The sequence below is a fragment of the Burkholderia sp. Bp9090 genome, from assembly GCF_003857985.1.
In the GTDB taxonomy this organism is placed as follows: domain Bacteria; phylum Pseudomonadota; class Gammaproteobacteria; order Burkholderiales; family Burkholderiaceae; genus Burkholderia.
On the sequence record NZ_QTPV01000001.1, the window covers coordinates 266,677 to 289,482 of the forward strand.

Here is a 22,806-nt window from a genome sequence, read left to right on the forward strand (position 1 = left end):
CCGGCCGGCTCGGGCCGGCGCCTTGTCTCTGCGCTTGCGGGTCCTGGTGTTGCGTGGTGTCGGGCGCAACCCGGCGATTAGAACTTGACCGCGTCGCCGCCCTTGAGCTTGAGCATCGCGCGCGCGTCGGCCGGCGTCGCGATCTCCAGCGACAGGCCTTCGAGCACCTGCCGCATCTTCAGTACCTGCGCGGCGCTCGATTCGGCGAGCTTGCCGGGCCCGATCCACAGCGAATCCTCGAGCCCGACGCGCACATTCGCGCCTTGCGCGGCACCGATCGTCGCGAGCGGAATCTGGTTGCGACCCGCGCCGAGTATCGACCACACGTAATCGTCGCCGAACAGACGGTCGGCCGTGCGGCGCATGTGCATCAGGTCCTCCGGGTGCGCGCCGATCCCGCCGAGCAAGCCGAACACGCTCTGCACGAAGAACGGCGGCTTCGCGAGCCCGCGGTCGACGAAGTGCGCGAGGTTGTACAGGTGCGAGATGTCGTAGCACTCGAATTCGAATCGCGTGCCGTTCGCGCCGCAGCGCGTGAGGATCGTCTCGATGTCGGCGAACGTGTTCTTGAATACGAGATCGCGGCTTTTCTCGAGATGTTCGCGCTCCCACGGATGCTTCAGTTCGCGAAAGCGCTCGAGCATCGGATAGAGTCCGAAATTCATCGAGCCCATGTTCAACGAGGCGACCTCGGGCTGGAAATGCAGCGCGGGTTGCAACCGTTCGTCGACCGTCATGTGCGGGCTGCCGCCCGACGTGAGGTTGATCACCGCGTCGGTCTGCGCTTTGATGCGCGGCAGGAATTCGGCGAACACGGCTGGATCCTGCGTCGGCTTGCCGTCGGACGGGTTGCGTGCGTGCAGGTGCAGGATCGCCGCGCCGGCCTGCGCGGCCGCGACCGCCGCCGCTTCGATTTCGTGCGGCGTCACGGGCAGGTACGGCGACATCGACGGCGTATGGATCGCGCCGGTCGGCGCACAGGTGATGATGACTTTGCGAGCGTTTGCCACGGATGGATTCCTTTCGATGAACGATGCGGGAGGCGTCAGAGCACTTCGACGTTGCCGCAGACGGAGATCGCCTGCCCGGTAATGCCATGCCCGCCCGGGGAGCACAGGAACAGCGCGGTCGCGGCAATCTCGGCCGGATCGGTCATGCGTCGCAGCGAAATCTTCTCGAGATAGCGCTTCTCCATCTCGTCGTAGCCGATGCCGAGCTGCTGCGCGCGCGCCTCGATCACGCGGCGCATCCGCGGGCCGCGCACGATGCCGGGCTGGATCGCGTTCACGCGAATGCCGAGCGGCCCGAGTTCGATCGCGAGGCTCTTCACGAGACCGACCACCGCCCATTTCGTGGCCGCGTAGGGCGTACGAAACGCGTAACCGAGCCGGCCGGCGACCGATGACAGCGCGATGATCGCGCCGCCGTGTTTCGAGTCGCGCAGCAGCGGCACTGCGCGGCGAGCGAACTGGAATTGCGCGTTCAGATTGATCGCGACGGTCTGCTCCCACTGCACGGGGTCGATTTCGTCGATGCCGCCGGTCGGGCCGGCGATGCCCGCGTTGTTGACCAGCACGTCGAGGCCGCCGAGCGTAGCCGATACGTCGGCGAACACGCGCTCGACGGCCGCCGGGTCGGAGACGTCGGCCAGCGTTGCGCTGATCGCGCCGGTTGCGGCGCGCGGCGGCCGGTCCGCCAGCGCCGCGATCGCGGCTTGCGACGCGTCGCACACGTGCACGCGCGCGCCGCATTCGGCGAACGCGCCGGCGATTTCGAGGCCGATGCCCGATGCGCCGCCCGTCACGAGGACGCGCAGGCCGTCATAGGGTTTCAGCAGGTCGGAAGCTGTCATGCCGGGTTGTTTCCATCGTTGATGTAGTCGGATTGGGGCCGCTCGCGATTCGTCCGGTCGCGTCGAGCGGGCGCTACGGTTTCGCGTTCACGGTCCGCGGTGTCTGTTCGGCCCGCAGCGTCTCGGCGAGGTCGTGTGCGGCGCCGCCGATGTCGAGCGCGATGCCGGCCCGCACGCCCGCGCCGTCGCGCCGCTCGAGGGCATCGACGATCGCGCGGTGTGCGTCCATCGAGCGCCGCATATGCGGGATATCGAGCGCGACCATGTTGAGGAACGGACCGACGCGCATCCACAGGTTCTCGACGATCGCGAGCGTGTTTTCGCTGGCGCCATGCGCGTAGATCGCGCTGTGGAACGCAAAATTGCTTTGCAGGTAGGCGCGCGAGCGGCCGGCCTCGACGTGCGCCTGCATCGTCTCGCAAGTCTTGCGCACGGCGGCGATCTGCGCGTCGGTCATCCGTGCGCATGCGCGCTCGGCGATGCAACCTTCGAGCGCGATCCGCACGTCGCGCAGTTCGTCGAGCATGTCGAGCGTCATCGGCGGCACGACGAGCGCGCGGTTAGGGCCGTCGACCAGCGCGCGTTCGGCGCGCAGCCGCGTGAGCGCGGCGCGCACCGGCATCGTCGACGAGCCGACGGCCTCGGCGACGCTGCGCAGGCTCAGCGCCTGGCCAGGCGCGAATCGGCCGCTCATCAGCGCTTCGCGCAGTTGCTGGTAGACCTTGTCGGCCATCGTTTCAGATTCGATGGCTTTCAGTGCGGGCGGGACGATACGGGGCGCCAAGGCGGGTTCTCCTGGGTTTGATCTGCGATCTGTGATCACACTTGAGATGTGTGAAGTTTTGACGATTGGGCGGGCGGAGTCAAGGCGATTCGGGTTGGGGAAAACGAGGGGGGAAGCACGGCAATCTGCCGGATGTACCCCTGCCACCGTCACGGCATTGGTATTACAAAAACCTTTCGATCAATGCATCATGATGCATGCGGCGAATGCCCCCAAGGCTGTCAGGAAACCACGCGGGGCCGTGATTTTTCCGACGCACGCCAGCCGATTCGACTTCATTCCAATGACAAGGAGCCAAAGTGAAACGACCGTCATTTGCCGTTGCGTGGGCGGCATCCCAGCGAATTTATGATCCGGCCAATTCCGGCGAACGGGTCGCGAAAATGATCGGTGGATACGTCGAGAAGAACGTGAACAATCCGAGCCCTTCGGAACAGTGGAGCAATACCTGCGCGGTGAGAATGAGCTACATCCTCGGCGAGGCCGGCATGGTGATTCCCCGAATTTCCGGGCAAACGGTATCGGGCGGAGACAATCGGCAATACTTTTTTCGCGTTCGTGACTTGAATCGCTTTCTCGAGCAGCGGTGGGGGAAGGCGGAGGTAGTCAGGTTTCCGCCGTCGAACGGTGGACCCTTGTCGGGGCGACAAGGCGTCATCCTGTTCGAGGTCTCCGGCTGGAGCGACGCGCAGGGTCACGCAACGTTGTTCAATGGAAATACATGTTACGACCGCTGCTACTTCAATGAGCCGAGCGCACGGTATCGTACGGATCGTGCGAATTTCTGGAGCCTGTCATGAGGGAAGCCTGGATCGCGATCGCGCTGACGTGTGCGGCACTTCATCCTGCAGCGGTGTCAGCGAAGGAAGCGGCTCAAACCTCGCCGGAGGCCGGTTCACGTACGTACATCCAGAACTTCAAGGACATGGCGCTCGCACAGTGTCTGGCCACTGCGTATCGGCAGGAGTCCGCCGTAAGCAAGGACATCGGCAGCAGCACGAACGCGCTGCGCGACTGGACTTACTACGACCTGGAGCGCGCGCCGGACGTCGTTCGAGCGCTGGTCGCGAAGTATCTGGCGCGCGATTACCGGAATCCGGTCGTTGAGTCGGAAATCAAGGACGTCAAATTCGACTTCCTGAAATGCATGGACCTGTATCACGGCAAGGAGCTCGACGCGGCGGCGAAGCGGCTCGTCCTGCGGCCCAACAGCACATACCGGGCCGAGAACCCGCGATAGTTCTGAAGCGCCGCAGCGGCGGCGCCCCGACCATCGCCATGCGCGCCCCGATCGTGCAGAATCGATCTTCCAATCCTAGCCCAAGGATGCCGCATGCCCGATTCGAACGAACCGTCCGCCCGCAGCGCCTATGCGAGCTTCGCGCAACGCTACGCGGACATCGCGCCGACCAAGGCGCACAACGCACTCTACGAGCGTCCGACAACGATGGCACTGCTCGGCGACGTCGACGACCTGACGGTGCTCGACGCCGGCTGCGGGCCCGGCATCTGCAGCGCGCACCTCGCGCGTCACGGCGCGACCGTCCACGCATTCGACATCACGCCCGAGATGGTCGCGCTCGCGCAAACGCGCTGCGCAGGCCTCACGGTCGACGTCGTGGAGGGCGACCTGGAGGCGCCGCTCGCGTGGCTGCCCGACGCGTCGGTCGACAAGGTGCTGTGCTCGCTCGCGCTCGACTACGTGCGTGACCTCGCCCCGACGCTGCGTGAATTCAGACGCGTCGCACGGCTCGGCGGGACGCTCGTGTTCTCGATGGCGCACCCGATGCGCGACTGGATGGACGAGCGCACACGCGGGGACGCCACGTACTTCGATACGAGCCGTTTCGGCTTCCACTGGTCGGGTTTCGGCGAACCGAAGCCCTATGTCGAAGCGTGGCGCCGGCCGCTTGCCGACATCCTGAACGCGCTCGCCGACGCCGGCTGGCGGCTCGACAGGTTCGTCGAACCGACGCCGCTGGCCGAGATGAAGGCCGTGTCGGAGCGGCTCCATGCGGAGCTGTCGCTGGCGCCGGCGTTCCTCTGCATCCGCGCGCAGCGCTGACCAAAAGCGGCGGCGGGCCAGCCGTCAGCGTGCCGGCTCGTCGGTCAGCGTGCCGAGAAACGCTTCGACATCCTTGATGTCCTGTTCGGTCATCGCGGGCTTGTCGCCGGGCTTGCGGTCGAACGGCGCATCCGTCACGTCGACGTTCGCGCGGTACCTCGCCGGGATGTCGTCGTACACGTCGAGCTTGCCGTCCGCGCCGCGCGGATAGAACTTCTGCGGCGAGATGCTGCGCTCGTTGTAGAACGCCATCACCTGGTCGAGCGTATGGAACACGCCGTTGTGGAAGAACACGTGGCGCGTCGCCGCGTTGCGCAGCGTCGGCGTGAGGAACATCGCGCAGTACTGCGTCTGGTCCTTCAGGTCCGCGCGGAACGGCCCGCACACGCCGAGATCGTAGAACGCCGGGTTGCGGTTCTGCGCGAGCGCCTTGTTGCGCGGCGCGCCGAGCGCCTCGTACTGGTAGTCGGTAAACATCGGCGGCAAGCCGTCCTTGCCGGGCTTCGACAGGTGGCAGCCGGCGCAATTCGCCTTGTCCGGATCGTTGAAGAGCTTCAGCCCGCGCAACTCGGCCTGCGTGAGGCGCGCGCGGCCTTCGAGCCAGCGATCGTACTTGCTGCTGTACGGATGGAACGACGGATCCTCGACCTGATAGCGCGCGATCGCGAACATCGCCTCCGACACCGCGAGCTGCGGCGTGGAGAACACACGCGGCCCGAACAACTGCTCGAACTGCGCGCGATGCGGCGACTGCGCGAGCTTGCGCGCGACGTCGTCGATGCTCGCATTGGCCATCTCGACCGGATTCAGCAGCGGCCCGAACGCTTGCTGCTGCAACGTATCGGCGCGGCCGTCCCAGAACATCCCGCCTTGCGGCACGAGTTGCGGCGCGGCCGACGTGCCGGCCACCTTCTGCGCCTTGACGACGCCAGCCGCGGATGCCGCCTGCTGTGCGACGCTCGGCGCGGCGTCGTTTTCGCCGGCATCGGGGCCGATGCTGAAGTTGGGCTGGCGATACAGGTACATCAGCGACGGCGGCGGGCGGTAGCCCTGCTGCGTCATCGCGAGGCCGCCCGGCTGCACGTCGAGCCCGTTCGGCGGGCCGTACGCATGATCGGGGCTATGGCACGACGCGCACGACTGCTTGCCGGATGCCGACAGCGACGGATCGGCGAACAGCGCGCGCCCGAGCTGCGCGACCGCCGACAGCGGCTGCGCGGCCGGGCGCTGCAGCACGACCGGATGCGGATTCGCACCCGTCCAGCCGGCGACGACGTCGCCAATCGCCGCCGGCGTACGGGCCGGAAACGCGATCGCGAACGCGCCGTAACCGAGCACGGCCGCGCCGAGCGCGAACGCCGCGCGGCGCGGCACGCGGGCAGGGGAACGCGACGCGGCGGCGCCGGATGCGTCGGGAGACGGGAACGCGGGACGAGCTGTCATGCTGTCGGTCGAAAATCGGGCACCGTGTGAAAGCGGCGCGTTAAACGGAAACGGCCGGCGCACGATGCGCCGGCCTGCTGTTGCCTGCTGCGACCGGTTACGCGATGCCGGTCAGATCGACGGCGCCGCGCTCAGCACGGTGCCTTGCGCCGGATCGACATAAAGCGGCGCCGTGTTCGGCTTCGACGAGAAGTCGAACAGCCCGCGCAGGTCGCCGGCCGTCGCATCGAACGAACCGCCGCCGATGCGCTGGCCGCCGAGCCAGTTGTCCTCGATGAAGCGCACGACGGACGCCTGGTCGATCAACGTGTGGTCGACGTAGTTCTGCTTCGCGTACGGCGAGATCACGACCAGCGGGATGCGCACGCCCGGGCCGCAGCGGCCGTTCACCGTGCCGCCGTTCACGCCGGTGGTGCCGCCCGAGCCGCACTTGCCGTTGCCGTTCACCTGGTCGACCGCGTCGGACGACGCACGGGTCGGTGCCATGTACGCGTGGTCGTACCAGCCGTCCGAGTCGTCATAGGTGACGATCACGGCCGTGTTCTGCCAGTCCGGCTGCTGCTGCAGGAAGTTGACGACCTTCGTCACGAACGCCTGCTCGTCGAGCGGATCCGAGTAGCCGGCGTGCGCATCCTGCGCGGCCGGCGCCTTCAGGAAGCTGACCGACGGGAAGTTGCCGGCCTTCACGGCCGCGAAGAAGTCGTCGGTGTCGTACTGGTGGTTCGCCGGTTCGGCCGTCTTGCCGTCGGCTTCGAAGCTCGAGCCGATCGCCGCGACCGCGCTCGGGCGCGTGTGCTGCGGGTTCGCGGTCGACGCGTAGTACTGGAACCAGTTGTGGTGCGGGATGTAGTCGGTCGTCGCGGCGTTCACGGCGGTGGCGACCGTGCTGCGGCTGCAGCCGGTCGTGCCGTTGCTGTTGGTCGTCGACAGGTTGAAGCCGCCCATGAAGCCGCCCCACGTGATCTTCGCGCTGTTCAGCAGGTCGCCGATGTTCTTGCCGCTCATCATCGCCTGGTCGGTCGTGCTCGAGCACACGTCGAAGCCCGGGTCGACGTCGTTGATCATCGTGAAGCCGCCCTGGCCGTCGTTGATGTAGTACGAGGTGGCGGCGAGCGTCGACGGCTGCTTCGACGTCTTGACGATCTGCATCCCGTTGGTCTGGCCCGACACGACGTTCAGCGCGCCCGGCGTCGACGGGCCGTAGACCGTCGTGTACGCGTTGTCGCTCATCGCGAAGCGCTGCGCGTAGTTCCACAGCGCGGTCACGGTGTTGCCGTCGAAGTAGCCCATCACCTGGCCCTTCGTGCCGAACGCGCCGGCGCCGCCGGACGAACCCTTGCCGGTGTATTTCGGGAACAGGTCGGCGAGGCCGTTGTCCTCGGCCTGCTGCTCGGCCGTGTACGCGTGGTTCTGGTCGGCGGTCGCGGCCTGCGTGCGGTCGAGGCGGAACGGGTTTGCGGCGTCGGTGCCGTTGGCCGTGTTCGTGAAGTTCGGGTTCGCGGTGAGCAGCGTGCCCGTCAGCCCGTTGATCGCCGGCGTGCCGGGCTTCGCGTTGAAGGCCGGTTCGCCGGACGGGTTCGACGCGTTCGGGTAGGTACCGAAGTAGTGGTCGAACGACACGTTTTCGCCGTAGATCACGACGACGTGCTTGATCGGCGTGGCGGTCTGCAGCGCGTCCTGCGACGACACGGCGGGCGTCGACGTGGGATCGTCGCTGCCGCCGCAGGCGAACAGCGCAAGCGCCGCGGCTGCGCAGGCGGTGACGAGCAAGGCTTGACGGAACATCGGGAAACTCCAGGTAGCTTTCGACGGTGAAGATCGGCCCCGTCGCCGTGTCGGTCCGGCGCGGAACGCTATAAAGCCCCGGCATTGAAGCAGTTCGGTATGAAGATATGGGGGCGGACCGGTTTCGCGACGGTTGCGCCGCGGTATCGATTCCATTACGGCGCGACGCGGCGCGAAAGAAAGCGGAAAGGGGGCACGCGGATGCAACCTGGGCGACACATTCGGCGGCGCGCACGGTTACGGCCGCGCATGCCGCGCGGGGCGGGCGACAGCCCGTGGCGGGCCGATTCGCGAGGTGCCGGGCCGGGTTGCTTTTTTGACAATCGTGTGACGCATTCATACGATGGTTGGCCCGCGGCGACGATTTCGCGTTGCCGGCCGTCAGCGAGTACTCAACGTGCCGATTCCCGTTCTGTTTGCCGTCCTGTGCGCCGCCTTCCTGCATGCGTCGTGGAATGCGCTCGTGCGCAGCAGCGGCGACCGGTTGCGCTCGGCCACGGTGCTGCAGATCGCGATCGGGCTGTTCGCGCTGCTGTTCCTGCCGGCCGCCGCGCCGATCACGCCCGCGAGCTGGGCCTGCGTCGTCGCATCGGCGGTGCTCCACGTCGTCTATACGCTGCTGCTGGTGCGCGCTTACGAGCACGGCGACCTGAGCGTCGCCTATCCGGTCGCACGCGGCACCGCGCCGCTGCTCGTCACGCTGGGCGCGGCGGCGTTCGCGGGCGAGCGCCTGAACGCGGGTGCGCAAGGCGGGCTCGTGCTGATCTGCGCCGGCATCATGGCGATCGGGCTGGAGCGCGGACGCGGCGCGCGGCACCGGATGACGCAGGTGCTGCCGACTGCGTTCGCCACCGGCGTATCGATCGCCGCGTACAGCGTGGTCGACGGGATCGGCGTGCGGGAAAGCGGCAGCACGGTCGGCTATACGGCGTGGATGTTCGTGCTGACCGGCTTGCTGATGGCCGCGTACTACCGGCTGCGGGCGGGGCCGCTGCGGCTCGCGCAGGATGTCGGTGAAACGGCGAAGGCCGCATGCGGCGGCGTGTGCGCGGCGCTCGCATACGGGATCGTGATCTGGGCGATGGATCGTGCGCCGATGGGGCCGGTATCGGCGCCGCGCGAAACGAGCGTGGTGTTCGCGGCGCTGATCGCGCGCGTGTATCTCGGCGAGCGGCTGACGCCGCGTCGCGCCGGCGGGTGTCTGGTGATTGCGTGCGGGGCGTTGCTGATCAGCGCGTTCGAGGCGGTGCGCTGAGCGCGGCTGCCGAACCGGGCATCGCCCCGCCGGTCGCGTGGCGCCGCATCAGCCTTCCACCGGCATCGCACTCGTGCACTTGATCTCGTCGAGGCACACGCTCGAATGCACGCCGCTCACGCCGGGAATCCGCATCAGCGTTTCGAGCAGGAAGGTGGACAGCCCCTTCAGGTCGCGCGCGACGACCTTCAGCACGTAGTCGATATCGCCCGTCACCGAGAAACATTCCTGGATCTGCGCGAGATCCGACACGAGTTTCTGGAACTTCGACAGGTCGCGGATATGCCCGCGCTCCATCGTCACGTGCACGAACGCGGTGACGCCGAACCCGAGCGTGTCGGGGCACAGACGGGTTTCGTAACGGCGGATCGCGCCGATCTCCTCCAGCCGGCGGTGGCGTCGCAGCGTCTGCGCGGGCGACAGGCCGACGGCCTTCGCCAGGTCGAGGTTCGACGCACGGCCGTTCTCCTGCAGCACCGATAGCAAATGGCGATCGATGCGATCGAGAACCGGTTCAGGCATTTTTGTTTCCTCATCTGTCTCCCGGGCGCAATCTTATCTCATAATGTAGGGTTTGCATGAGCCGGTTACGCAACCCGATTTCGCTGTCGCGACGCTAAACTGACGCCGGATTTTCGTGTGCGCCTGCAGCAAGGCGGCGAGAGCGACGGTCGGTGGCCGGTCTGGTGGGCCTGCCGACAGGAATCGGGGGTCGCCACGCGAAGATTGCAGTCCCCAACCCGGCGGCTCCACGAACGGCCGCCGGCACAGCAAAACAGCGCCCGGCACACCGAGGCGCGCCGCACCGCTTCCGGCGGAGGCGGGCAAAATGGAGAAGACATGGTTTCTGGAAACGAGAAGGACGGCCTGAAGCGGGGGCTGAAGAACCGGCACATCCAGCTGATCGCGCTCGGTGGCGCGCTCGGCACGGGGTTGTTCCTCGGCATCGCGCAGACGATCAAGATGGCCGGCCCGTCCGTGCTGCTCGGCTACGCGGTGGCCGGCGTCGTCGCGTTCTTCATCATGCGCCAGCTCGGCGAGATGGTGGTCGACGAGCCGGTCGCCGGCTCGTTCAGCTACTTCGCCGACAAGTACGTCGGCCACTTCACCGGCTTCCTGTCCGGCTGGAACTACTGGGTGCTGTACATCCTCGTCAGCATGGCCGAGCTGTCGGCCGTCGGGATCTACGTGCAGTACTGGTGGCCCGGCGTGCCGACCTGGGTGTCGGCGCTGGTGTTCTTCGTCGCGATCAACCTGCTGAACCTGGCGAGCGTGAAGTCGTACGGCGAGACGGAATTCTGGTTCTCGATCATCAAGGTCGCCGCGATCGTCGGGATGATCGGCTTCGGCGGATGGCTGCTCGCGAGCGGCCATGCTGGGCCGGAAGCGAGCGTCGCGAACCTGTGGCAGCACGGCGGCTTCTTCCCGAACGGCGTGTCGGGGCTCGTGATGTCGATGGCGGCGATCATGTTCTCGTTCGGCGGGCTGGAGCTGATCGGCATCACCGCGGCCGAGGCCGACGATCCGAAGCACAGCATTCCGCGCGCGACCAATCAGGTGATCTACCGGATCCTGATTTTCTACATCGGCGCGCTCGCCGTGCTGCTGTCGCTGTATCCGTGGGAGAAGGTCGTCACCGGCGGCAGCCCGTTCGTGCTGATCTTCCACGCGCTGAGCAGCAACCTGGTCGCGAACGTGCTGAACGTGGTCGTGCTGACGGCCGCGCTGTCGGTCTACAACAGCGGCGTGTACAGCAACAGCCGGATGCTGTTCGGCCTCGCGAAGCAGGGCAACGCGCCGAAGGTGCTGTGCTCGGTGAACAAGCGCGGCATTCCGCTCGCCGCGCTCGGCGCGTCGGCGCTCGCCACCGGCGCGTGCGTGCTGGTCAACTACTTCATGCCGGGCAAGGCGTTCGAGGTGCTGATGGGCCTCGTCGTGTCGGCGCTGATCATCAACTGGGCGATGATCACGCTGATCCACCTGAAGTTCCGCCAAGCCAAGCGCATCGCCGGAGAGCAGACTTCGTTCCGCAGTCTGGGCTATCCTTTCACGAATTACCTGTGCCTGGCGTTCATGGCCGGCATTCTCGTCGTGATGTACCTGACGCCGGATCTCCGCCTGTCGGTGTACCTGATTCCCGTATGGCTCGCGGTGCTCGCGGTCGGGTATCGCTTCCGTCAGAAGAATGCGGACTATGTGATGCGCGACGGCGCGTCCGCGCGCTGACACGGGCATCCCGACCATTCTTCCAAACGAGACCGACATAGCCATGTTCGAACACATCGACGCGTACCCGGGCGATCCGATCCTGACGCTCAACGAGAACTTCCAGAAAGATCCGCGCGATCAGAAGGTCAACCTGAGCATCGGCATCTATTTCGATGCCGAAGGCCGGATTCCCGTGATGGGGGCCGTGCGCGAAGCCGAAACCGCGCTGCAGCGCGACCTCGGCCCGAAGCCTTACCTGCCGATGGTCGGCCTCGCCGCGTATCGCGACGCCGTGCAGGCGCTGGTGTTCGGCGCCGATCATCCGGCGCGTGCGGCCGGGCGCATCGCGACCGTGCAGACGCTGGGCGGCTCGGGCGCGCTGAAAGTGGGCGCCGATTTCCTGAAGCGCTACTTCCCGGACGCGCAGGTGTGGCTCAGCGACCCGAGCTGGGAAAACCACCGCTTCATCTTCGAGCGCGCGGGCTTCACGGTGAACACGTACCCGTACTACGACGAAGCGACGGGCGGCCTGAAGTTCGACGCGATGCTCGCGGCGATCGACGCGCTGCCGGCGCGCAGCATCGTATTGCTGCACGCGTGCTGCCATAATCCGACCGGCGTCGATCTCGACGAAGGCCAGTGGGAGAAGCTGATCGACGTGGTCGAGGCGCGCGGGCTGCTGCCGTTCGTCGACATGGCGTACCAGGGCTTCGGCGCGGGCCTCGACGCGGACGCGTTCGCCGTGCGCGAACTGGCCCGCCGCGGCGTGCCGGCACTCGTCGCGAACTCGTTCTCGAAGAACTTCTCGCTGTACGGCGAGCGCGTGGGCGGCCTGAGCGTCGTCTGCGACGATGCAGCCGCGGCCGAGCGCGTGCTGGGCCAACTGGCCGGCGCGGTGCGCTCGAACTACAGCAACCCGCAAACCTACGGCGCGAAGGTCGTCGCGACCGTGCTGAACACGCCCGCGCTGCGCAAGCAGTGGGAAGAGGAACTCGCCGCGATGTGCCGCCGGATCGCGCGGATGCGCCAGTCGATCCACGACGGCCTGCGCGACTACGTCAGCGGCGAAGCCCTCACGCGCTACGTGAAGCAGCGCGGGATGTTCACGTACACGGGCCTGACCGAATCGCAGGTCGATGCGCTGCGCGAAGTGCACGGCGTGTACATCCTGCGTTCGGGCCGCATGTGCGTCGCTGGGCTGAACGATTCGAACGTCGGCATCGTCGCGGATGCGATCGGCAAGGTGCTGAAGAGCGGCGTCTGACCGGTGCGCCCCCGGGCGCCCGATCGCATCGCATGAACCGGCTGTCTCCCTCGCGGAGGCAGCCGGTTTTTTCTTGCGCGGCGGCGGCGCGGCGGTACGATGGCGGATCGAACGCAAGACGAAGGAGCGGCATGGCAATTCGAATCGTACGGCTCGGCACGCCACGCGCGGCCGGCGAGGGCCTGAGGATCGGCACGGTGCGGCGGCCGCCGCGCGGGGTACCCAAGACGGAATTCGCATCGCGCAACTACTATGATGTGTGGCTGCCGACGCTGTCGCCGAGCCCCGAGCTGGTCGCGCAGGCGCAGGCTGCCGAAACCGATGCCGAATGGCGTGCGTTCACGCGCCACTTCCGCGCGGAAATGGCGCACGGCGACGCACCGAAGGTGCTGGACCTGCTCGCCGCGCTGTCGGCGACGAGCGCGTTCTCGATCGGCTGCTACTGCGAGGACGAGCGCCGCTGCCATCGCAGCGTGCTGCGCGAACTGCTGGCGGAGCGCGGCGCGGCGATCGACGCGGAAGCGGGCTGAGCGCCCGTCGGGCGTTGCTTCGTGCGGCGCAGCGAACCGGTTGACGTGGGTCAAGCGTGCGGTGCCGCGGGCCGCTATGCTCATGGCATGAATTGCCCCGACGATGACAGGCGGACAGATGCAGATTGCCTTTCCACCCGAACCGCCCGAATATTGCGCGCGCGATCTGGTCGTCGCGTTTTCGGCGCTGGTCGACGGCCGCTGCGTGCAGTGCGCGATCACGGCCGAAGCACTGGAAGACCATTTCGGTGCGCCGTCGCTGCTGGAGCGGGATTTGCTGCACGCGTTCGATGCGCACCGGTCGGCGATCGAGGCGAAGGCACGACAAATGCTCGACGAAATCGGCGGCCGGCCGGTGTTGCTGCACAGCGGTCACTTCCGGATGGACGGCTGATTCCGCAGGAGGACGCATGACACTGCAAGGCACGATTCATGAACGCGACTGGTCGGTCGAGATCGAGACGCGACAGTGCGAATCCGGCGAGTTCCGCTGCCGTGTGTCGGTCGAGCACGGCACCGGGCCGGCGCGCTTTCACCACACGTTCGAGCACAGTCATGCGTATCCCACGGAGCACGAGGCCGCGATCGAAGGGTTGCGGGCCGGGATGACGTGGATCGAAATGAAGGCGTCGCAGACGTTCAGCATGTGAACCGCCTCGCGCCGACGGCGCGCGGAGGCAATGCTGCCACGGCAGTGATCGCCGCATCCGTCGTCGCGCCGCGCGACATGCGTGCGGGCGGATTCCGCGGCGGGCAGGGCAGGGAAACATGGGGCAGGCAATCCGGTCGACGAGCGGCGACCGCGTCAGGAGGAACGACATGGGCGTGGGCATGCAGATCGTCTGCGTCGGATTCGCGGGTTCCGCCGCGCTCGAAGGCGAGGCGGGGGCGCAGCTGGTGCGGCTCGAACGATTCCGCGCGCGGTTCGACGAATGCCTGCTGGCGATCGAGTCGCGCACGACCGGCGACGGCGGTCGGACCTACGACGTACGCCTCGAACTGCTCATGCATGATCGCGCGCCGACGGTGCTGCCGGGCAGCAGCGGCGACGACGTGAACGAGACGATACAGCGCGTGTTCGCGCAAGCCGAACAGGCGCTGTCCGCCTGGCAGGCCGGCGAACCCGAGGCGGTCGCGCTGCATGCGGCCACGACGGGCGCGGCCGCGCAATGACGCCGGCCGCGCGTCGGGCGTCAGACCTGCGCGAGCGCCTGCGCGTCGAGGATCCGCACGCGCTTGCCGCGCGTTTCGACGAGCGAATCCCGATGGAACCGCGAGAACATCCGGCTGACGGTCTCGAGCTTCATGCCGAGATAGCAGCCGATTTCCTCGCGCGTCATCCGCAGGTTGAATTCCGATGCCGAATAACCGCGCGCCTCGAAGCGCGCCGACAGGTTCAGCAGGAACTGCGCGACGCGCTGCTCGGCCGACATCGTGCCGAGCAGCAGCATCTGGCTCGATTCACGGACGATCTCGCTGCTCAGCATCTGGTAGAGGAAATGCTGCATCGGCTTCATCTCGCGGCACGCCGCCTCGAGCGCGCCGAACGGGATGATGCACACGACGCTGTCCTCGAGCGCGATCGCGTCGCAGCAGTGCTGGCCGCTGCCGATGCCGTCCATGCCGAGCGTTTCACCGGCGATCTGGAAGCCGGTCACGTGCTCGCGGCCGTCGCGATGCATCATCACCGTCTTGAACGAGCCCGCACGGACTGCATAGATGCTGTGGAACGGGTCGTCGATGCGGAACAGCGCGTCGCCCTGGCGAACCTGCCGGGTCGAGCAGATGATCGCGTCGAGGCGGCCGTACTCGTCCGCAGTCAGGTCGGGCGGCAGGCACATCGAGCGCATCGCGCAGCCCGAGCAGCGCGCGGCCGGGGTTTTGACGGCGTCGGTGCGCGCGACCGCACGAAGCGGAGTCGTTGGCCGAGGCGCGACGGGCGGGGCGGTGGCGCAGGCAGTGGCGGTAGACATGAGTCACTCCGGCTCGATCAGGGGTGGTGCGCGCGAGCGTGCACCAGGGATTCGATGACGCGGCATGCGGCGTCGAATTCGGCGGTCTTGTCGAAGAAATAATCGGCGCCGGCCGCCGCGCATGCCTCTCTGAATGCCGCCGCCGAGTGGTTCGTCAGCACGATCGTCACGACGCGCGGCGTGGCCTTCGACAGCATCCCGATCAGGTCGAGACCGCTGCCGTCCGCGAGCCGCAGGTCGACGATCACGACGTCCGCGTGGCTGCTGCGGATGTGCATCCACGCGTCCTGGCCGTCTTCCGCTTCGCCGACGACCGCGACGCCGCGGATCGCGCCGACGAGCAGCGCGATCCGTTGCCGGACGGCGATGGCGTGATCGACGAGAAACACCCTGAGCGCGACGGCGGGTGACAGGCTGGCATTCATGCCGGCAGTATCGTGTTGCGCCGCCAAAAATGAAATCGGCTGAACTGGAAGTTTGTGTAGGCCGCTTCGACGTGTTGTAGGGCGATTCCTACAACGCGTACGGGAAGGCGGCGGCGACGCCCGAGCCGCGCTGGCTGGCGTGCGTGGTGCAACCGGCAGGTTGCCGGTCGCCGCCGCCGTCGAATCAGCCGTGCCGGCGCGCGGCCAGCGCGTCGCGTGCCGTGCGGCACGCGGCCAGATCCCATGCGGCGCAGCCGACGGTCTTGAACAGCAGCGGGCCGCCGCGCGCGAAGGCGCCGCGCAGCACGTCGGCGAGCGACGCGACCTGCTGCCAGTCGACCTGCGCGACGATCAGGTCGCCGGCCTCGTGGCGCGCGCCGGCCGGATCGTCGACGACGAGCCGGCTGTGGCGCACGGTATCGGCGTCGATCTCGGCGGCATCCGCGGTGAACGCGCCGACCCCGACCACGAGGCGGCCTTCGCGTGCCGCTTCGCGATAGACGGGCGTGCGGCTCGTCGTCAGCGTGACGACGACATCGATCGCATCGGGAATCGCATCACCGTCGAGCGGCGCGAGCTGCGGCGCCTGAGCGCGGTGCGCGGCGCAGAACGCGGCCGCGCTGTCGGCGCGCGAGCCGCGCACGTGCAGGCGCGCGTCCGGAAAGATCGCCGCGAGCGCTTCCGCGTGATTGGCCGCCTGCTTGCCGGTGCCGATCAGCAGGATGTCACGCGGCGCGGCGCCGTGCAGCGCCTGGATGCCCAGCGCGGTAACGGCCGCCGTGCGGCGCCCGGTGACCGTCGGGCCGTCGAGCACGAAGCGCAGCTCGCCGGTCGTCGCATCGTATGCGCTCACCTGCCCGAGGATCGTCGGCAGCCCGCGCGCGCCGTTGCCGGGGCACACGTTCACGAGCTTGTGGCTCGCGAGGTCGCGCGCGCTCGACGGCATCGACAGCATCACGCCGCCGGCCTGCAGCGGCACGACCAGGCGTTCGGGACTGACGATCTCGCCCGCCGCGTATTCGTCGACGGTGTGCCTGAGCGTCGCGAGCAGCGCGGGGTAGTCGAGCAGCGCGGCCGTTTCGGCGGCGTCGAAAGAGGGAATCCGGGAGAGGGCGGTCATCGTGTCGGTCGGTTGGGGCGGTGGGCGTGGGAGACGGGCGCATCGCGCGCTCGCCACGGAGGCGGCCGGCTGTCGCGGTGGCAGGCGGTCTGGATCAAATCTATACCAGTTTCCGGCCACCGGGCAAGCCGGAAAAGCCAGCGGACGGCCGATTTTGGTTCTAATATCCGTCCAGATGGGCGTCGCGCGCACCGGCGCCGGTACCGCTCCGGTATAGTGCGACGCATTCCCGATCCCCCACCCGACCGGGCAGGAGCCCCAGATGATGTCCGCACGTCCCGAATCGCTCGAAGCCGGTTTCCGGCCGCTGCAGATCTACGAACAGGTCGCCGAAAGGATTCGCGACGAGATTCGCGCGGGGCGCTACGCGGCCGATTCCAGGCTGCCGTCGGAGCGCGAACTCGCGGCGCTGTTCCAGGTTGGCCGGCCGGCCGTGCGCGAGGCGCTGGGCGCGTTGCAGAACGAAGGGCTCGTGTTCACGAAGCGCAATTCGGGCACCTACGTCGTGCCGGCGCCGCTCGACGTACTCGCGCAGCGCGGCGACCCGGAAGGCGCGCCCGATGCCGACTTCAGCCCGACGTCGACGCTCGACGTGCGGCTCATCCTCGAGCCCGCGATCGCGCGCCTCGCGGCCGCGCACGGTCGCGCCGATCCCGTCGCCGAAGGCTATCTCGCACAGATGGAAACCGTCTCCGACATCGACGATCCGCAGCAGCGCGCGCTGTGGAACGAGAGCGACCGGCTGTTCCACCGGCAGCTCGCGCTGATGACCGGCGACGCGCTGATCGTGAAGATCGCGGACGAAGTCGCGAAGACGATGGACCAGCCGCTGTGGAAGCGGCTGAAGGACGACGGCATCTACGACGCGGGCCGCATCCGGCTCTACGTGTCCGAGCACCGGCTGATCTACGAGGCGATCGTGTCCGGCGACGCCGATGCGGCCGCGTTCTATGTCGAGCAGCACATTCTTCGCGTGCGTCGCGACATCACGCCGAAGTAATGCGCGCCGCCTTATTCTGGTCTAAAAAATGACCAGAATCGCAAAAAACTTTTTGAAATTGCTTGCATGGTGACCACATGTGTCCTACATTGGTTTCACACAAAACCAATCAGGAGACACCATGCGACACTTCGTTACCGCGCTCTCGGTGGCCGTTGCCGCCGGCGCGCTGAGCGCCGCGCACGCGCAGGAAGTCGTGATGATCGGCCATTCCGCGCCGCTCACCGGCCCGCAGGCCGCGAACGGCAAGGACAATGAAAACGGCGCGCGCCTCGCCGTCGACGAGCTCAACAAGGCGGGCGTGAAGGTGGCCGGCAAGACGGTCACGTTCAAGCTGGTGTCGGACGACGACCAGGCCGACCCGAAAGCGGGCGTGCAGGTCGCGCAGAACCTGGTCGACAAGGGCGTGGTCGCGGTGCTCGGGCCGTACAACTCGGGCGTCGCCATCCCGGCATCGCGTGTGTACAGCAACGCAGGCGTCCCGATGCTGCCGGTCGCGTCGAACCCGGCACTCACGCGGCAGGGCTTCAAGAACATCTTCCGGATCGGCGCGAGCGACGAACAGCTCGGCGGCACGATGGCGACCTTCGCCGCGAAGACGCTGAACGCGAAAACCGCCGCGGTCATCGACGATCGCACCGCGTACGGGCAGGGCGTCGCCGAGCAGTTCATGAACGTCGCGAAGGCGAACGGGATCAAGATCGTCGACCAGGAGTACACGAACTCGTCGGCCACCGATTTCCTCGGCATTCTCACCAAGATCAAGGCCAGCAATCCCGACGTGATCTTCCTCGGCGGCTATGCGGCGCAGGGCGCGCCGATGGCGAAGCAGATGAAGCAGCGCGGCTTGCGCGCGAAGCTGCTCGGCGGCGACGGCATCTGCTCGGCCGACATGGGCAAGGTCGCGGGCGAGGCCGCGTCGATCGTCTATTGCGCGCAGGGCGGCGTCGCGCTCGAGAAGACGCCAGCCGGCCGCGAATTCCTGAAGAAGTACCACGACACCTATCACACGGATACGCAGGTCTACGGCGTCAACTACTACGACGGCATGAAGCTGCTCGCCGACGCGATGGTCAAGGCCGGCACGACCACCGACAAGGCGAAGCTGATCGCGCAGCTGGCGAAGTCGAACTATGCGGGCGTCGCGGGCACCTATTCGTTCGACGAACACGGCGACCTGAAGGGCGCGCCGACCAGCGTCTACGTGATCCGCAACGGGCTGCCCGAACCGTACGCGAAGTAAAACCGTTACCGGAACGACGGCGCCGGTGCGCCGTCGTTCGTCTTCACGCATTCGATCTTCATGAAAATTTCCCGATCCCTTTCCACCGTCGAAGTCCATACCGGCGGCGAAGCGTTCCGCATCGTCACGAGCGGGTTGCCGCGCCTGCCCGGCGACACGATCGTCCAGCGCCGCGCATGGCTCAAGGAGAACGCGGACGAGATCCGCCGCGCGCTGATGTTCGAGCCGCGCGGCCACGCCGACATGTACGGCGGCTACCTGACCGAGCCGGTGTCGCCGAACGCGGATTTCGGCGTGATCTTCGTGCACAACGAAGGCTACAGCGACCATTGCGGGCACGGCGTGATCGCGCTGTCGACCGCCGCGGTCGAGCTCGGCTGGGTGCAGCGCACGGTGCCGGAGACGCGCGTCGGCATCGACGCGCCCTGCGGCTTCATCGAGGCGTTCGTGAAATGGGACGGCGAGCACGCGGGGCCGGTGCGCTTCGTCAACGTGCCGTCGTTCATCTGGCAGCGCGACGTGTCGGTCGACACGCCGTCGTTCGGCACCGTGACCGGCGACATCGCGTATGGCGGCGCGTTCTATTTCTACGTCGACGGCGCGCCGTTCGACCTGCCGGTGCGCGAGGCGGCCGTGGAGAAGCTGATCCGCTTCGGCGCCGAAGTGAAAGCCGCCGCGAACGCGAAATATCCGGTCGTGCATCCGGAGATTCCGGAGATCAACCATATCTACGGCACGATCATCGCGAACGCGCCGCGCCATCCGGGCTCGACGCAGGCAAATTGCTGCGTGTTCGCGGATCGCGAGGTCGACCGCTCGCCGACCGGCTCCGGCACCGGCGGCCGCGTCGCGCAGTTGTACCTGCGCGGCCGGCTCGCGGCCGGCGACACGCTCGTCAACGAGTCGATCGTCGGCACCGTGTTCAAGGGGCGCGTGCTGCGCGAGACGACGGTCGGCGACATCCCGGCCGTGATCCCGGAAGTGGAGGGCAGCGCGCACATCTGCGGATTCGCGAACTGGATCGTCGACGAGCGCGATCCGCTGACCTACGGTTTTCTCGTGCGCTGAGCAGCGGCGCACGGCACCGTTGTACCAGGCTTGGCGCGCGGCCCCGTTGCGGGGCGCGCGCCTTTTTTTGTTGTAAAAACGCACGCCCGGACGCCGTTCGCGCAGGCCCGGGACGGCCGCCGGCCGGTGGGCCGCGCGAGTTTTGGTACGATGCAGCCTTTCCAGCAGATCCCCCACCCGCGTGAATCGCCGAAACGTGTCGTCAGTGCGTGACCTCAGTGCCAAATGGGTCGCGCGCGCCCAACCCGTCGCGGCCGCTGCCGCCGTGCTCGTCAAGCGTGTCCTGGCCAGCGCCTGGCACCATCTCCGTCATCCGACGCGCCGCGGCGTGCTGCGCGCGGCTGCCGCCGTGCCCGCGCTGTTCCTGCTGTACGTGCTGGTGCTGATTCCGTTCACGCCGGGCATCGGCGACATCCGCAAGGCGCGCGTCGACCAGCCGGCGCAGGTGCTGTCCGCCGACGGCAAGGTGCTGGCGGAATTCAAGCCGTCGAACCGCGAATGGGTGTCGCTCAAGCAGATCTCGCCGCACATGGTCGACGCGCTGATCGCCACCGAGGACCATCGTTTCTACGAGCATCACGGTCTCGACTGGAAGCGCACGGCGTCGGCCGCGCTCCATACGTTCTCGGGCAGCCGCCAGGGCGGCTCGACGATCACGCAACAGCTCGCGCGCAACCTGTATCCGGACGAGATCGGCCGCGCGCCGACGCTCACGCGCAAGATGAAGGAGGCGATCACCGCGCTGAAGATCGAGGCCGTCTACAGCAAGGACCAGATCCTCGAGACCTACCTGAACACGGTGCCGTTCCTGTACAACGCGTACGGCGTCGAGATGGCCGCGCGCACCTATTTCGACAAGTCGGCCGACGAGCTCGACGTGCTCGACAGCGCGACGCTCGTCGGGATGCTGAAGGGCAACAGCTACTACAACCCGGTGCTGAATCCCGAGCGCGCGCTGCAGCGGCGCAACACGGTGCTCGGCCAGATGGTGAAGTACGGCAAGCTGTCGCCGGCGCAGTTCGCGCAGTTGCAGCGCCGGCCGCTGCGCATCGACTTCGAGCGCCAGAAGGAGCCGCCGGGGCCCGCGCCGCACTTCGCGCAGCAACTGCGCAAATGGCTGATCGGCTGGGCCGACCGCAACGACTACAACATCTATTCGGACGGGCTGATCGTGCGCACCACGATCGATTCGCGTCTGCAGCAGATGGCGACCCAGGCGCTGACGCTGCAGGCGAATCAGCTGCAGGGCATCGCGAACAATGCGTGGAGCGGCCGCGACGGCTGCGGCACCGACAACGAGGTGTTCCGCACCTTCATGCGCGAGTCGCCCGAATACAAGGCCGCGCAGGACGCCGGCAAGAACGATGCGGCCGCGATGAAGCAGCTCGCCGCCGACCGCGGCTTCATGCGCGCGCTGTGCAAGGCGAAGACCGACGTGCAGGCCGGCTTCGTCGCGATCGATCCGCGCGACGGGCAGATTCGCGCGTGGGTCGGCAGCCGCGACTTCACGAACGAGCCGTTCGATCACGTCGCGCAGGCGCGGCGTCAGCCGGGCTCGACCTTCAAGCCGTTCGTCTATGGCGTCGCGTTCGCGAACGGGATGAAGCCGGACGACACCTTCATCGACCAGGCGGTCGAGATTCCGCTGAAGGGCGGCGAGATCTGGCGGCCGAGCGACGACGCGCCGCCGACGGGCAAGCCGATGACGCTGCGCGACGCGGTCGCGCTGTCGCGCAACCGGATCACCGCGCAGGTGATGGAGAAGGTCGGTCCGGCGGCCGTGGCGCGGTTCGCGCGCGACATGGGCGTGCGCGAAAGCCCGCTCGAGCGCGTGCCGTCGCTTGCGCTCGGCACGAGCCCCGTGACGCTGAAGGAGATGGTCGCGTCGTACGCGACGATCGCGAACGGCGGGCTGTACGTCGAGCCGCAAATGGTGACGCGCATCGAGAACCGCCGGGGCGAGGTGCTCGCCGAATACGCGCCGGCGCCGCCCGAGCGCGCGCTCGACGCCGAAACCGACAAGACGCTGCTCGACGTGATGCGCGGCGTCGTGACGCGCGGCACCGGCAGCAGCATCCGTACGCGCTTCGGCATTCGCGGCGACGTGGCCGGCAAGACCGGCACCACGCAGGACAACGCGGACGGCTGGTTCATCCTGATGCAGCCCGGGCTGGTGGCCGGCGCGTGGGTCGGTTTCGACGACGGCCGCGTGACGCTGCGCAGCGACTACTGGGGGCAAGGCGCGCACAGCGCGCTGCCGATCGTCGGCGACTTCTTCCAGCGCGCGCAACGCGCCCGGATCGTCGACACGAAGCTGAAATTCGACACCGAACCGTCGCCCGGCTGGTTCGCTTCGGTGCGTGAACGGGTGACGGACCTGGTCGACGGCTGGTTCGGGCCCGAGCCGAAGCAGGCGGCGGCGCCCGTCAGGACGCAGCGTATCGAGCGCGAGCCGGAGGCGGATGCAGCCGCGGCGTCGGCCGCATCCGGCGCGTCGGCGCCCGAGGCGGCATCCGGCGGCATCGTCGAGGAATGGGTGCCCGCGTCCGAGGTGGCGGCGTCGGCCGCTGCGTTGTCGGCGTCGCAACCGCCGGTCGCGCAGCCGGCGGCGGCGGGCGGCAATGCGACGAGCCCGGGCAACGCCGGTGGCGGCCTCGGCTCCGCCCCGGCCGTCGCGCCTTCCGCAACGCCGGCGCCGACACCGGCTTCACCCGACGCGACCAGCGGTTCGGAGTAACGAGCCGTTCAGATTTCGCGCGAGGCTGCCGTAATAACGTTGTCACGACAGCTC

The 22,806-nt window shown here is 67.6% G+C and carries 23 protein-coding genes; 14 read left to right on the plus strand and 9 right to left on the minus strand.

Translation table 11 applies throughout. From position 1 onward, the window contains the following. Window positions 1–77 precede the first annotated feature (77 nt). The 3 genes from DIE16_RS01150 to DIE16_RS01160 form a co-directional block, all read right to left on the minus strand. A complete protein-coding gene (locus DIE16_RS01150) occupies window positions 78–1,010 on the minus strand; it encodes a 3-keto-5-aminohexanoate cleavage protein (RefSeq protein WP_044843057.1) in 933 nt (310 codons plus the stop codon). A 35-nt stretch (window positions 1,011–1,045) separates the two neighbouring features. Next, a complete protein-coding gene (locus tag DIE16_RS01155) occupies window positions 1,046–1,852 on the minus strand; it encodes an SDR family oxidoreductase (protein ID WP_124519496.1) in 807 nt (268 codons plus the stop codon). A gap of 73 nt (window positions 1,853–1,925) precedes the next feature. Next, window positions 1,926–2,636, minus strand: coding sequence for a GntR family transcriptional regulator (locus tag DIE16_RS01160; protein ID WP_124519495.1), 711 nt, complete (start codon window positions 2,634–2,636; stop codon window positions 1,926–1,928). Between the two features lie 299 nt (window positions 2,637–2,935). Between DIE16_RS01160 and DIE16_RS01165 the strand changes: the two genes are divergently transcribed. The 3 genes from DIE16_RS01165 to DIE16_RS01175 all read left to right on the plus strand — a co-directional run bounded on the left by DIE16_RS01165 (window position 2,936) and on the right by DIE16_RS01175 (window position 4,701). Further along, window positions 2,936–3,436 (plus strand): type VI secretion system amidase effector protein Tae4, encoded by a 501-nt coding sequence (locus DIE16_RS01165; RefSeq protein WP_082088418.1) that lies wholly within the window; start codon window positions 2,936–2,938, stop codon window positions 3,434–3,436. After that, on the plus strand, window positions 3,433–3,876 hold the full coding sequence (locus DIE16_RS01170) for a type VI secretion system amidase immunity protein Tai4 (protein ID WP_124519494.1): 444 nt from the start codon (window positions 3,433–3,435) through the stop codon (window positions 3,874–3,876). Before DIE16_RS01165 ends, DIE16_RS01170 begins: the two co-directional genes overlap by 4 nt. 93 nt (window positions 3,877–3,969) lie before the next feature. Then, window positions 3,970–4,701: a class I SAM-dependent methyltransferase gene (locus DIE16_RS01175; protein WP_124519603.1), complete on the plus strand. Its 732-nt coding sequence runs from the start codon at window positions 3,970–3,972 to the stop codon at window positions 4,699–4,701. Between the two features lie 24 nt (window positions 4,702–4,725). On the opposite strand, the gene DIE16_RS01180 is transcribed toward DIE16_RS01175, so the two are convergent. Both DIE16_RS01180 and DIE16_RS01185 read right to left on the minus strand, forming a co-directional pair. After that, entirely contained in the window at window positions 4,726–6,144 is a 1,419-nt protein-coding gene (locus DIE16_RS01180; RefSeq protein WP_124519601.1) for a cytochrome-c peroxidase, read from the minus strand. Between the two features lie 111 nt (window positions 6,145–6,255). Then, complete coding sequence (locus tag DIE16_RS01185; RefSeq protein WP_124519599.1) at window positions 6,256–7,929, minus strand: phospholipase C; 1,674 nt, start codon at window positions 7,927–7,929, stop codon at window positions 6,256–6,258. A gap of 343 nt (window positions 7,930–8,272) precedes the next feature. Here DIE16_RS01185 and DIE16_RS01195 point away from each other — a divergent pair, with 343 nt between their 5' ends. Next, window positions 8,273–9,184 (plus strand): EamA family transporter, encoded by a 912-nt coding sequence (locus DIE16_RS01195; RefSeq protein WP_124519597.1) that lies wholly within the window; start codon window positions 8,273–8,275, stop codon window positions 9,182–9,184. A gap of 48 nt (window positions 9,185–9,232) precedes the next feature. On the opposite strand, the gene DIE16_RS01200 is transcribed toward DIE16_RS01195, so the two are convergent. Further along, complete coding sequence (locus DIE16_RS01200; RefSeq protein WP_044843065.1) at window positions 9,233–9,706, minus strand: Lrp/AsnC family transcriptional regulator; 474 nt, start codon at window positions 9,704–9,706, stop codon at window positions 9,233–9,235. A 318-nt stretch (window positions 9,707–10,024) separates the two neighbouring features. On the opposite strand from DIE16_RS01200, the gene DIE16_RS01205 reads away from it, so the two are divergent. From DIE16_RS01205 to DIE16_RS01230, 6 genes are all read left to right on the plus strand, one after another. Next, the gene (locus DIE16_RS01205; RefSeq protein ID WP_124484873.1) at window positions 10,025–11,410 is read left to right on the plus strand and encodes an amino acid permease; all 1,386 of its coding nucleotides are present in this window, start codon (window positions 10,025–10,027) and stop codon (window positions 11,408–11,410) included. Window positions 11,411–11,453: 43 nt separating this feature from the next. Beyond that, entirely contained in the window at window positions 11,454–12,656 is a 1,203-nt protein-coding gene (locus tag DIE16_RS01210; protein ID WP_124519595.1) for an amino acid aminotransferase, read from the plus strand. A 131-nt stretch (window positions 12,657–12,787) separates the two neighbouring features. Continuing rightward, entirely contained in the window at window positions 12,788–13,186 is a 399-nt protein-coding gene (locus DIE16_RS01215; protein ID WP_124519593.1) for a DUF488 domain-containing protein, read from the plus strand. A 103-nt stretch (window positions 13,187–13,289) separates the two neighbouring features. Further along, window positions 13,290–13,580, plus strand: a complete 291-nt coding sequence (locus tag DIE16_RS01220) for a DUF1488 domain-containing protein (RefSeq protein WP_124519591.1) — start codon at window positions 13,290–13,292, stop codon at window positions 13,578–13,580. 16 nt (window positions 13,581–13,596) lie between these two features. Then, window positions 13,597–13,836, plus strand: a complete 240-nt coding sequence (locus DIE16_RS01225) for a UDP-glucose 4-epimerase (RefSeq protein WP_124519488.1) — start codon at window positions 13,597–13,599, stop codon at window positions 13,834–13,836. A 169-nt stretch (window positions 13,837–14,005) separates the two neighbouring features. Beyond that, window positions 14,006–14,359: a metal ABC transporter ATPase gene (locus DIE16_RS01230; RefSeq protein WP_124485073.1), complete on the plus strand. Its 354-nt coding sequence runs from the start codon at window positions 14,006–14,008 to the stop codon at window positions 14,357–14,359. 20 nt (window positions 14,360–14,379) lie between these two features. On the opposite strand, the gene DIE16_RS01235 is transcribed toward DIE16_RS01230, so the two are convergent. The 3 genes from DIE16_RS01235 to lhpI all read right to left on the minus strand — a co-directional run bounded on the left by DIE16_RS01235 (window position 14,380) and on the right by lhpI (window position 16,704). Continuing rightward, the gene (locus DIE16_RS01235; RefSeq protein WP_044843072.1) at window positions 14,380–15,159 is read right to left on the minus strand and encodes a helix-turn-helix domain-containing protein; all 780 of its coding nucleotides are present in this window, start codon (window positions 15,157–15,159) and stop codon (window positions 14,380–14,382) included. A 17-nt stretch (window positions 15,160–15,176) separates the two neighbouring features. Next, window positions 15,177–15,584, minus strand: a complete 408-nt coding sequence (locus DIE16_RS01240; RefSeq protein WP_124484869.1) for a response regulator transcription factor — start codon at window positions 15,582–15,584, stop codon at window positions 15,177–15,179. A 184-nt stretch (window positions 15,585–15,768) separates the two neighbouring features. Continuing rightward, the gene (gene lhpI / locus DIE16_RS01245; protein WP_124519589.1) at window positions 15,769–16,704 is read right to left on the minus strand and encodes a bifunctional Delta(1)-pyrroline-2-carboxylate/Delta(1)-piperideine-2-carboxylate reductase; all 936 of its coding nucleotides are present in this window, start codon (window positions 16,702–16,704) and stop codon (window positions 15,769–15,771) included. Between the two features lie 262 nt (window positions 16,705–16,966). Between lhpI and DIE16_RS01250 the strand changes: the two genes are divergently transcribed. The 4 genes from DIE16_RS01250 (at window position 16,967) to DIE16_RS01265 (ending at window position 22,752) form a co-directional block, all read left to right on the plus strand. Further along, window positions 16,967–17,704, plus strand: a complete 738-nt coding sequence (locus DIE16_RS01250) for a FadR/GntR family transcriptional regulator (protein ID WP_124484867.1) — start codon at window positions 16,967–16,969, stop codon at window positions 17,702–17,704. Between the two features lie 121 nt (window positions 17,705–17,825). Next, window positions 17,826–18,947 (plus strand): branched-chain amino acid ABC transporter substrate-binding protein, encoded by a 1,122-nt coding sequence (locus tag DIE16_RS01255; RefSeq protein ID WP_124519484.1) that lies wholly within the window; start codon window positions 17,826–17,828, stop codon window positions 18,945–18,947. 60 nt (window positions 18,948–19,007) lie between these two features. After that, the gene (gene lhpH / locus DIE16_RS01260; protein ID WP_124484865.1) at window positions 19,008–20,015 is read left to right on the plus strand and encodes a trans-3-hydroxy-L-proline dehydratase; all 1,008 of its coding nucleotides are present in this window, start codon (window positions 19,008–19,010) and stop codon (window positions 20,013–20,015) included. Between the two features lie 196 nt (window positions 20,016–20,211). Next, complete coding sequence (locus DIE16_RS01265; RefSeq protein ID WP_185500284.1) at window positions 20,212–22,752, plus strand: penicillin-binding protein 1A; 2,541 nt, start codon at window positions 20,212–20,214, stop codon at window positions 22,750–22,752. Window positions 22,753–22,806: the final 54 nt, after the last annotated feature.

What these genes read in the sequence shown, in the direction of transcription:
- DIE16_RS01215 (WP_124519593.1), top strand. Translation starts at nt 12,788, where the DNA reads ATGGCAATTCGAATCGTACGGCTCGGCACGCCACGCGCGGCCGGCGAG.
- DIE16_RS01200 (WP_044843065.1), bottom strand. Translation starts at nt 9,706, where the DNA reads ATGCCTGAACCGGTTCTCGATCGCATCGATCGCCATTTGCTATCGGTG.
- DIE16_RS01155 (WP_124519496.1), bottom strand. Translation starts at nt 1,852, where the DNA reads ATGACAGCTTCCGACCTGCTGAAACCCTATGACGGCCTGCGCGTCCTC.
- DIE16_RS01235 (WP_044843072.1), bottom strand. Translation starts at nt 15,159, where the DNA reads ATGTCTACCGCCACTGCCTGCGCCACCGCCCCGCCCGTCGCGCCTCGG.
- DIE16_RS01180 (WP_124519601.1), bottom strand. Translation starts at nt 6,144, where the DNA reads ATGACAGCTCGTCCCGCGTTCCCGTCTCCCGACGCATCCGGCGCCGCC.
- lhpI (WP_124519589.1), bottom strand. Translation starts at nt 16,704, where the DNA reads ATGACCGCCCTCTCCCGGATTCCCTCTTTCGACGCCGCCGAAACGGCC.
- DIE16_RS01255 (WP_124519484.1), top strand. Translation starts at nt 17,826, where the DNA reads ATGCGACACTTCGTTACCGCGCTCTCGGTGGCCGTTGCCGCCGGCGCG.
- DIE16_RS01250 (WP_124484867.1), top strand. Translation starts at nt 16,967, where the DNA reads ATGATGTCCGCACGTCCCGAATCGCTCGAAGCCGGTTTCCGGCCGCTG.
- DIE16_RS01175 (WP_124519603.1), top strand. Translation starts at nt 3,970, where the DNA reads ATGCCCGATTCGAACGAACCGTCCGCCCGCAGCGCCTATGCGAGCTTC.
- DIE16_RS01225 (WP_124519488.1), top strand. Translation starts at nt 13,597, where the DNA reads ATGACACTGCAAGGCACGATTCATGAACGCGACTGGTCGGTCGAGATC.
- DIE16_RS01240 (WP_124484869.1), bottom strand. Translation starts at nt 15,584, where the DNA reads ATGAATGCCAGCCTGTCACCCGCCGTCGCGCTCAGGGTGTTTCTCGTC.
- DIE16_RS01220 (WP_124519591.1), top strand. Translation starts at nt 13,290, where the DNA reads ATGACAGGCGGACAGATGCAGATTGCCTTTCCACCCGAACCGCCCGAA.
- lhpH (WP_124484865.1), top strand. Translation starts at nt 19,008, where the DNA reads ATGAAAATTTCCCGATCCCTTTCCACCGTCGAAGTCCATACCGGCGGC.
- DIE16_RS01185 (WP_124519599.1), bottom strand. Translation starts at nt 7,929, where the DNA reads ATGTTCCGTCAAGCCTTGCTCGTCACCGCCTGCGCAGCCGCGGCGCTT.
- DIE16_RS01170 (WP_124519494.1), top strand. Translation starts at nt 3,433, where the DNA reads ATGAGGGAAGCCTGGATCGCGATCGCGCTGACGTGTGCGGCACTTCAT.
- DIE16_RS01230 (WP_124485073.1), top strand. Translation starts at nt 14,006, where the DNA reads ATGGGCGTGGGCATGCAGATCGTCTGCGTCGGATTCGCGGGTTCCGCC.
- DIE16_RS01210 (WP_124519595.1), top strand. Translation starts at nt 11,454, where the DNA reads ATGTTCGAACACATCGACGCGTACCCGGGCGATCCGATCCTGACGCTC.
- DIE16_RS01195 (WP_124519597.1), top strand. Translation starts at nt 8,273, where the DNA reads ATGGTTGGCCCGCGGCGACGATTTCGCGTTGCCGGCCGTCAGCGAGTA.
- DIE16_RS01205 (WP_124484873.1), top strand. Translation starts at nt 10,025, where the DNA reads ATGGTTTCTGGAAACGAGAAGGACGGCCTGAAGCGGGGGCTGAAGAAC.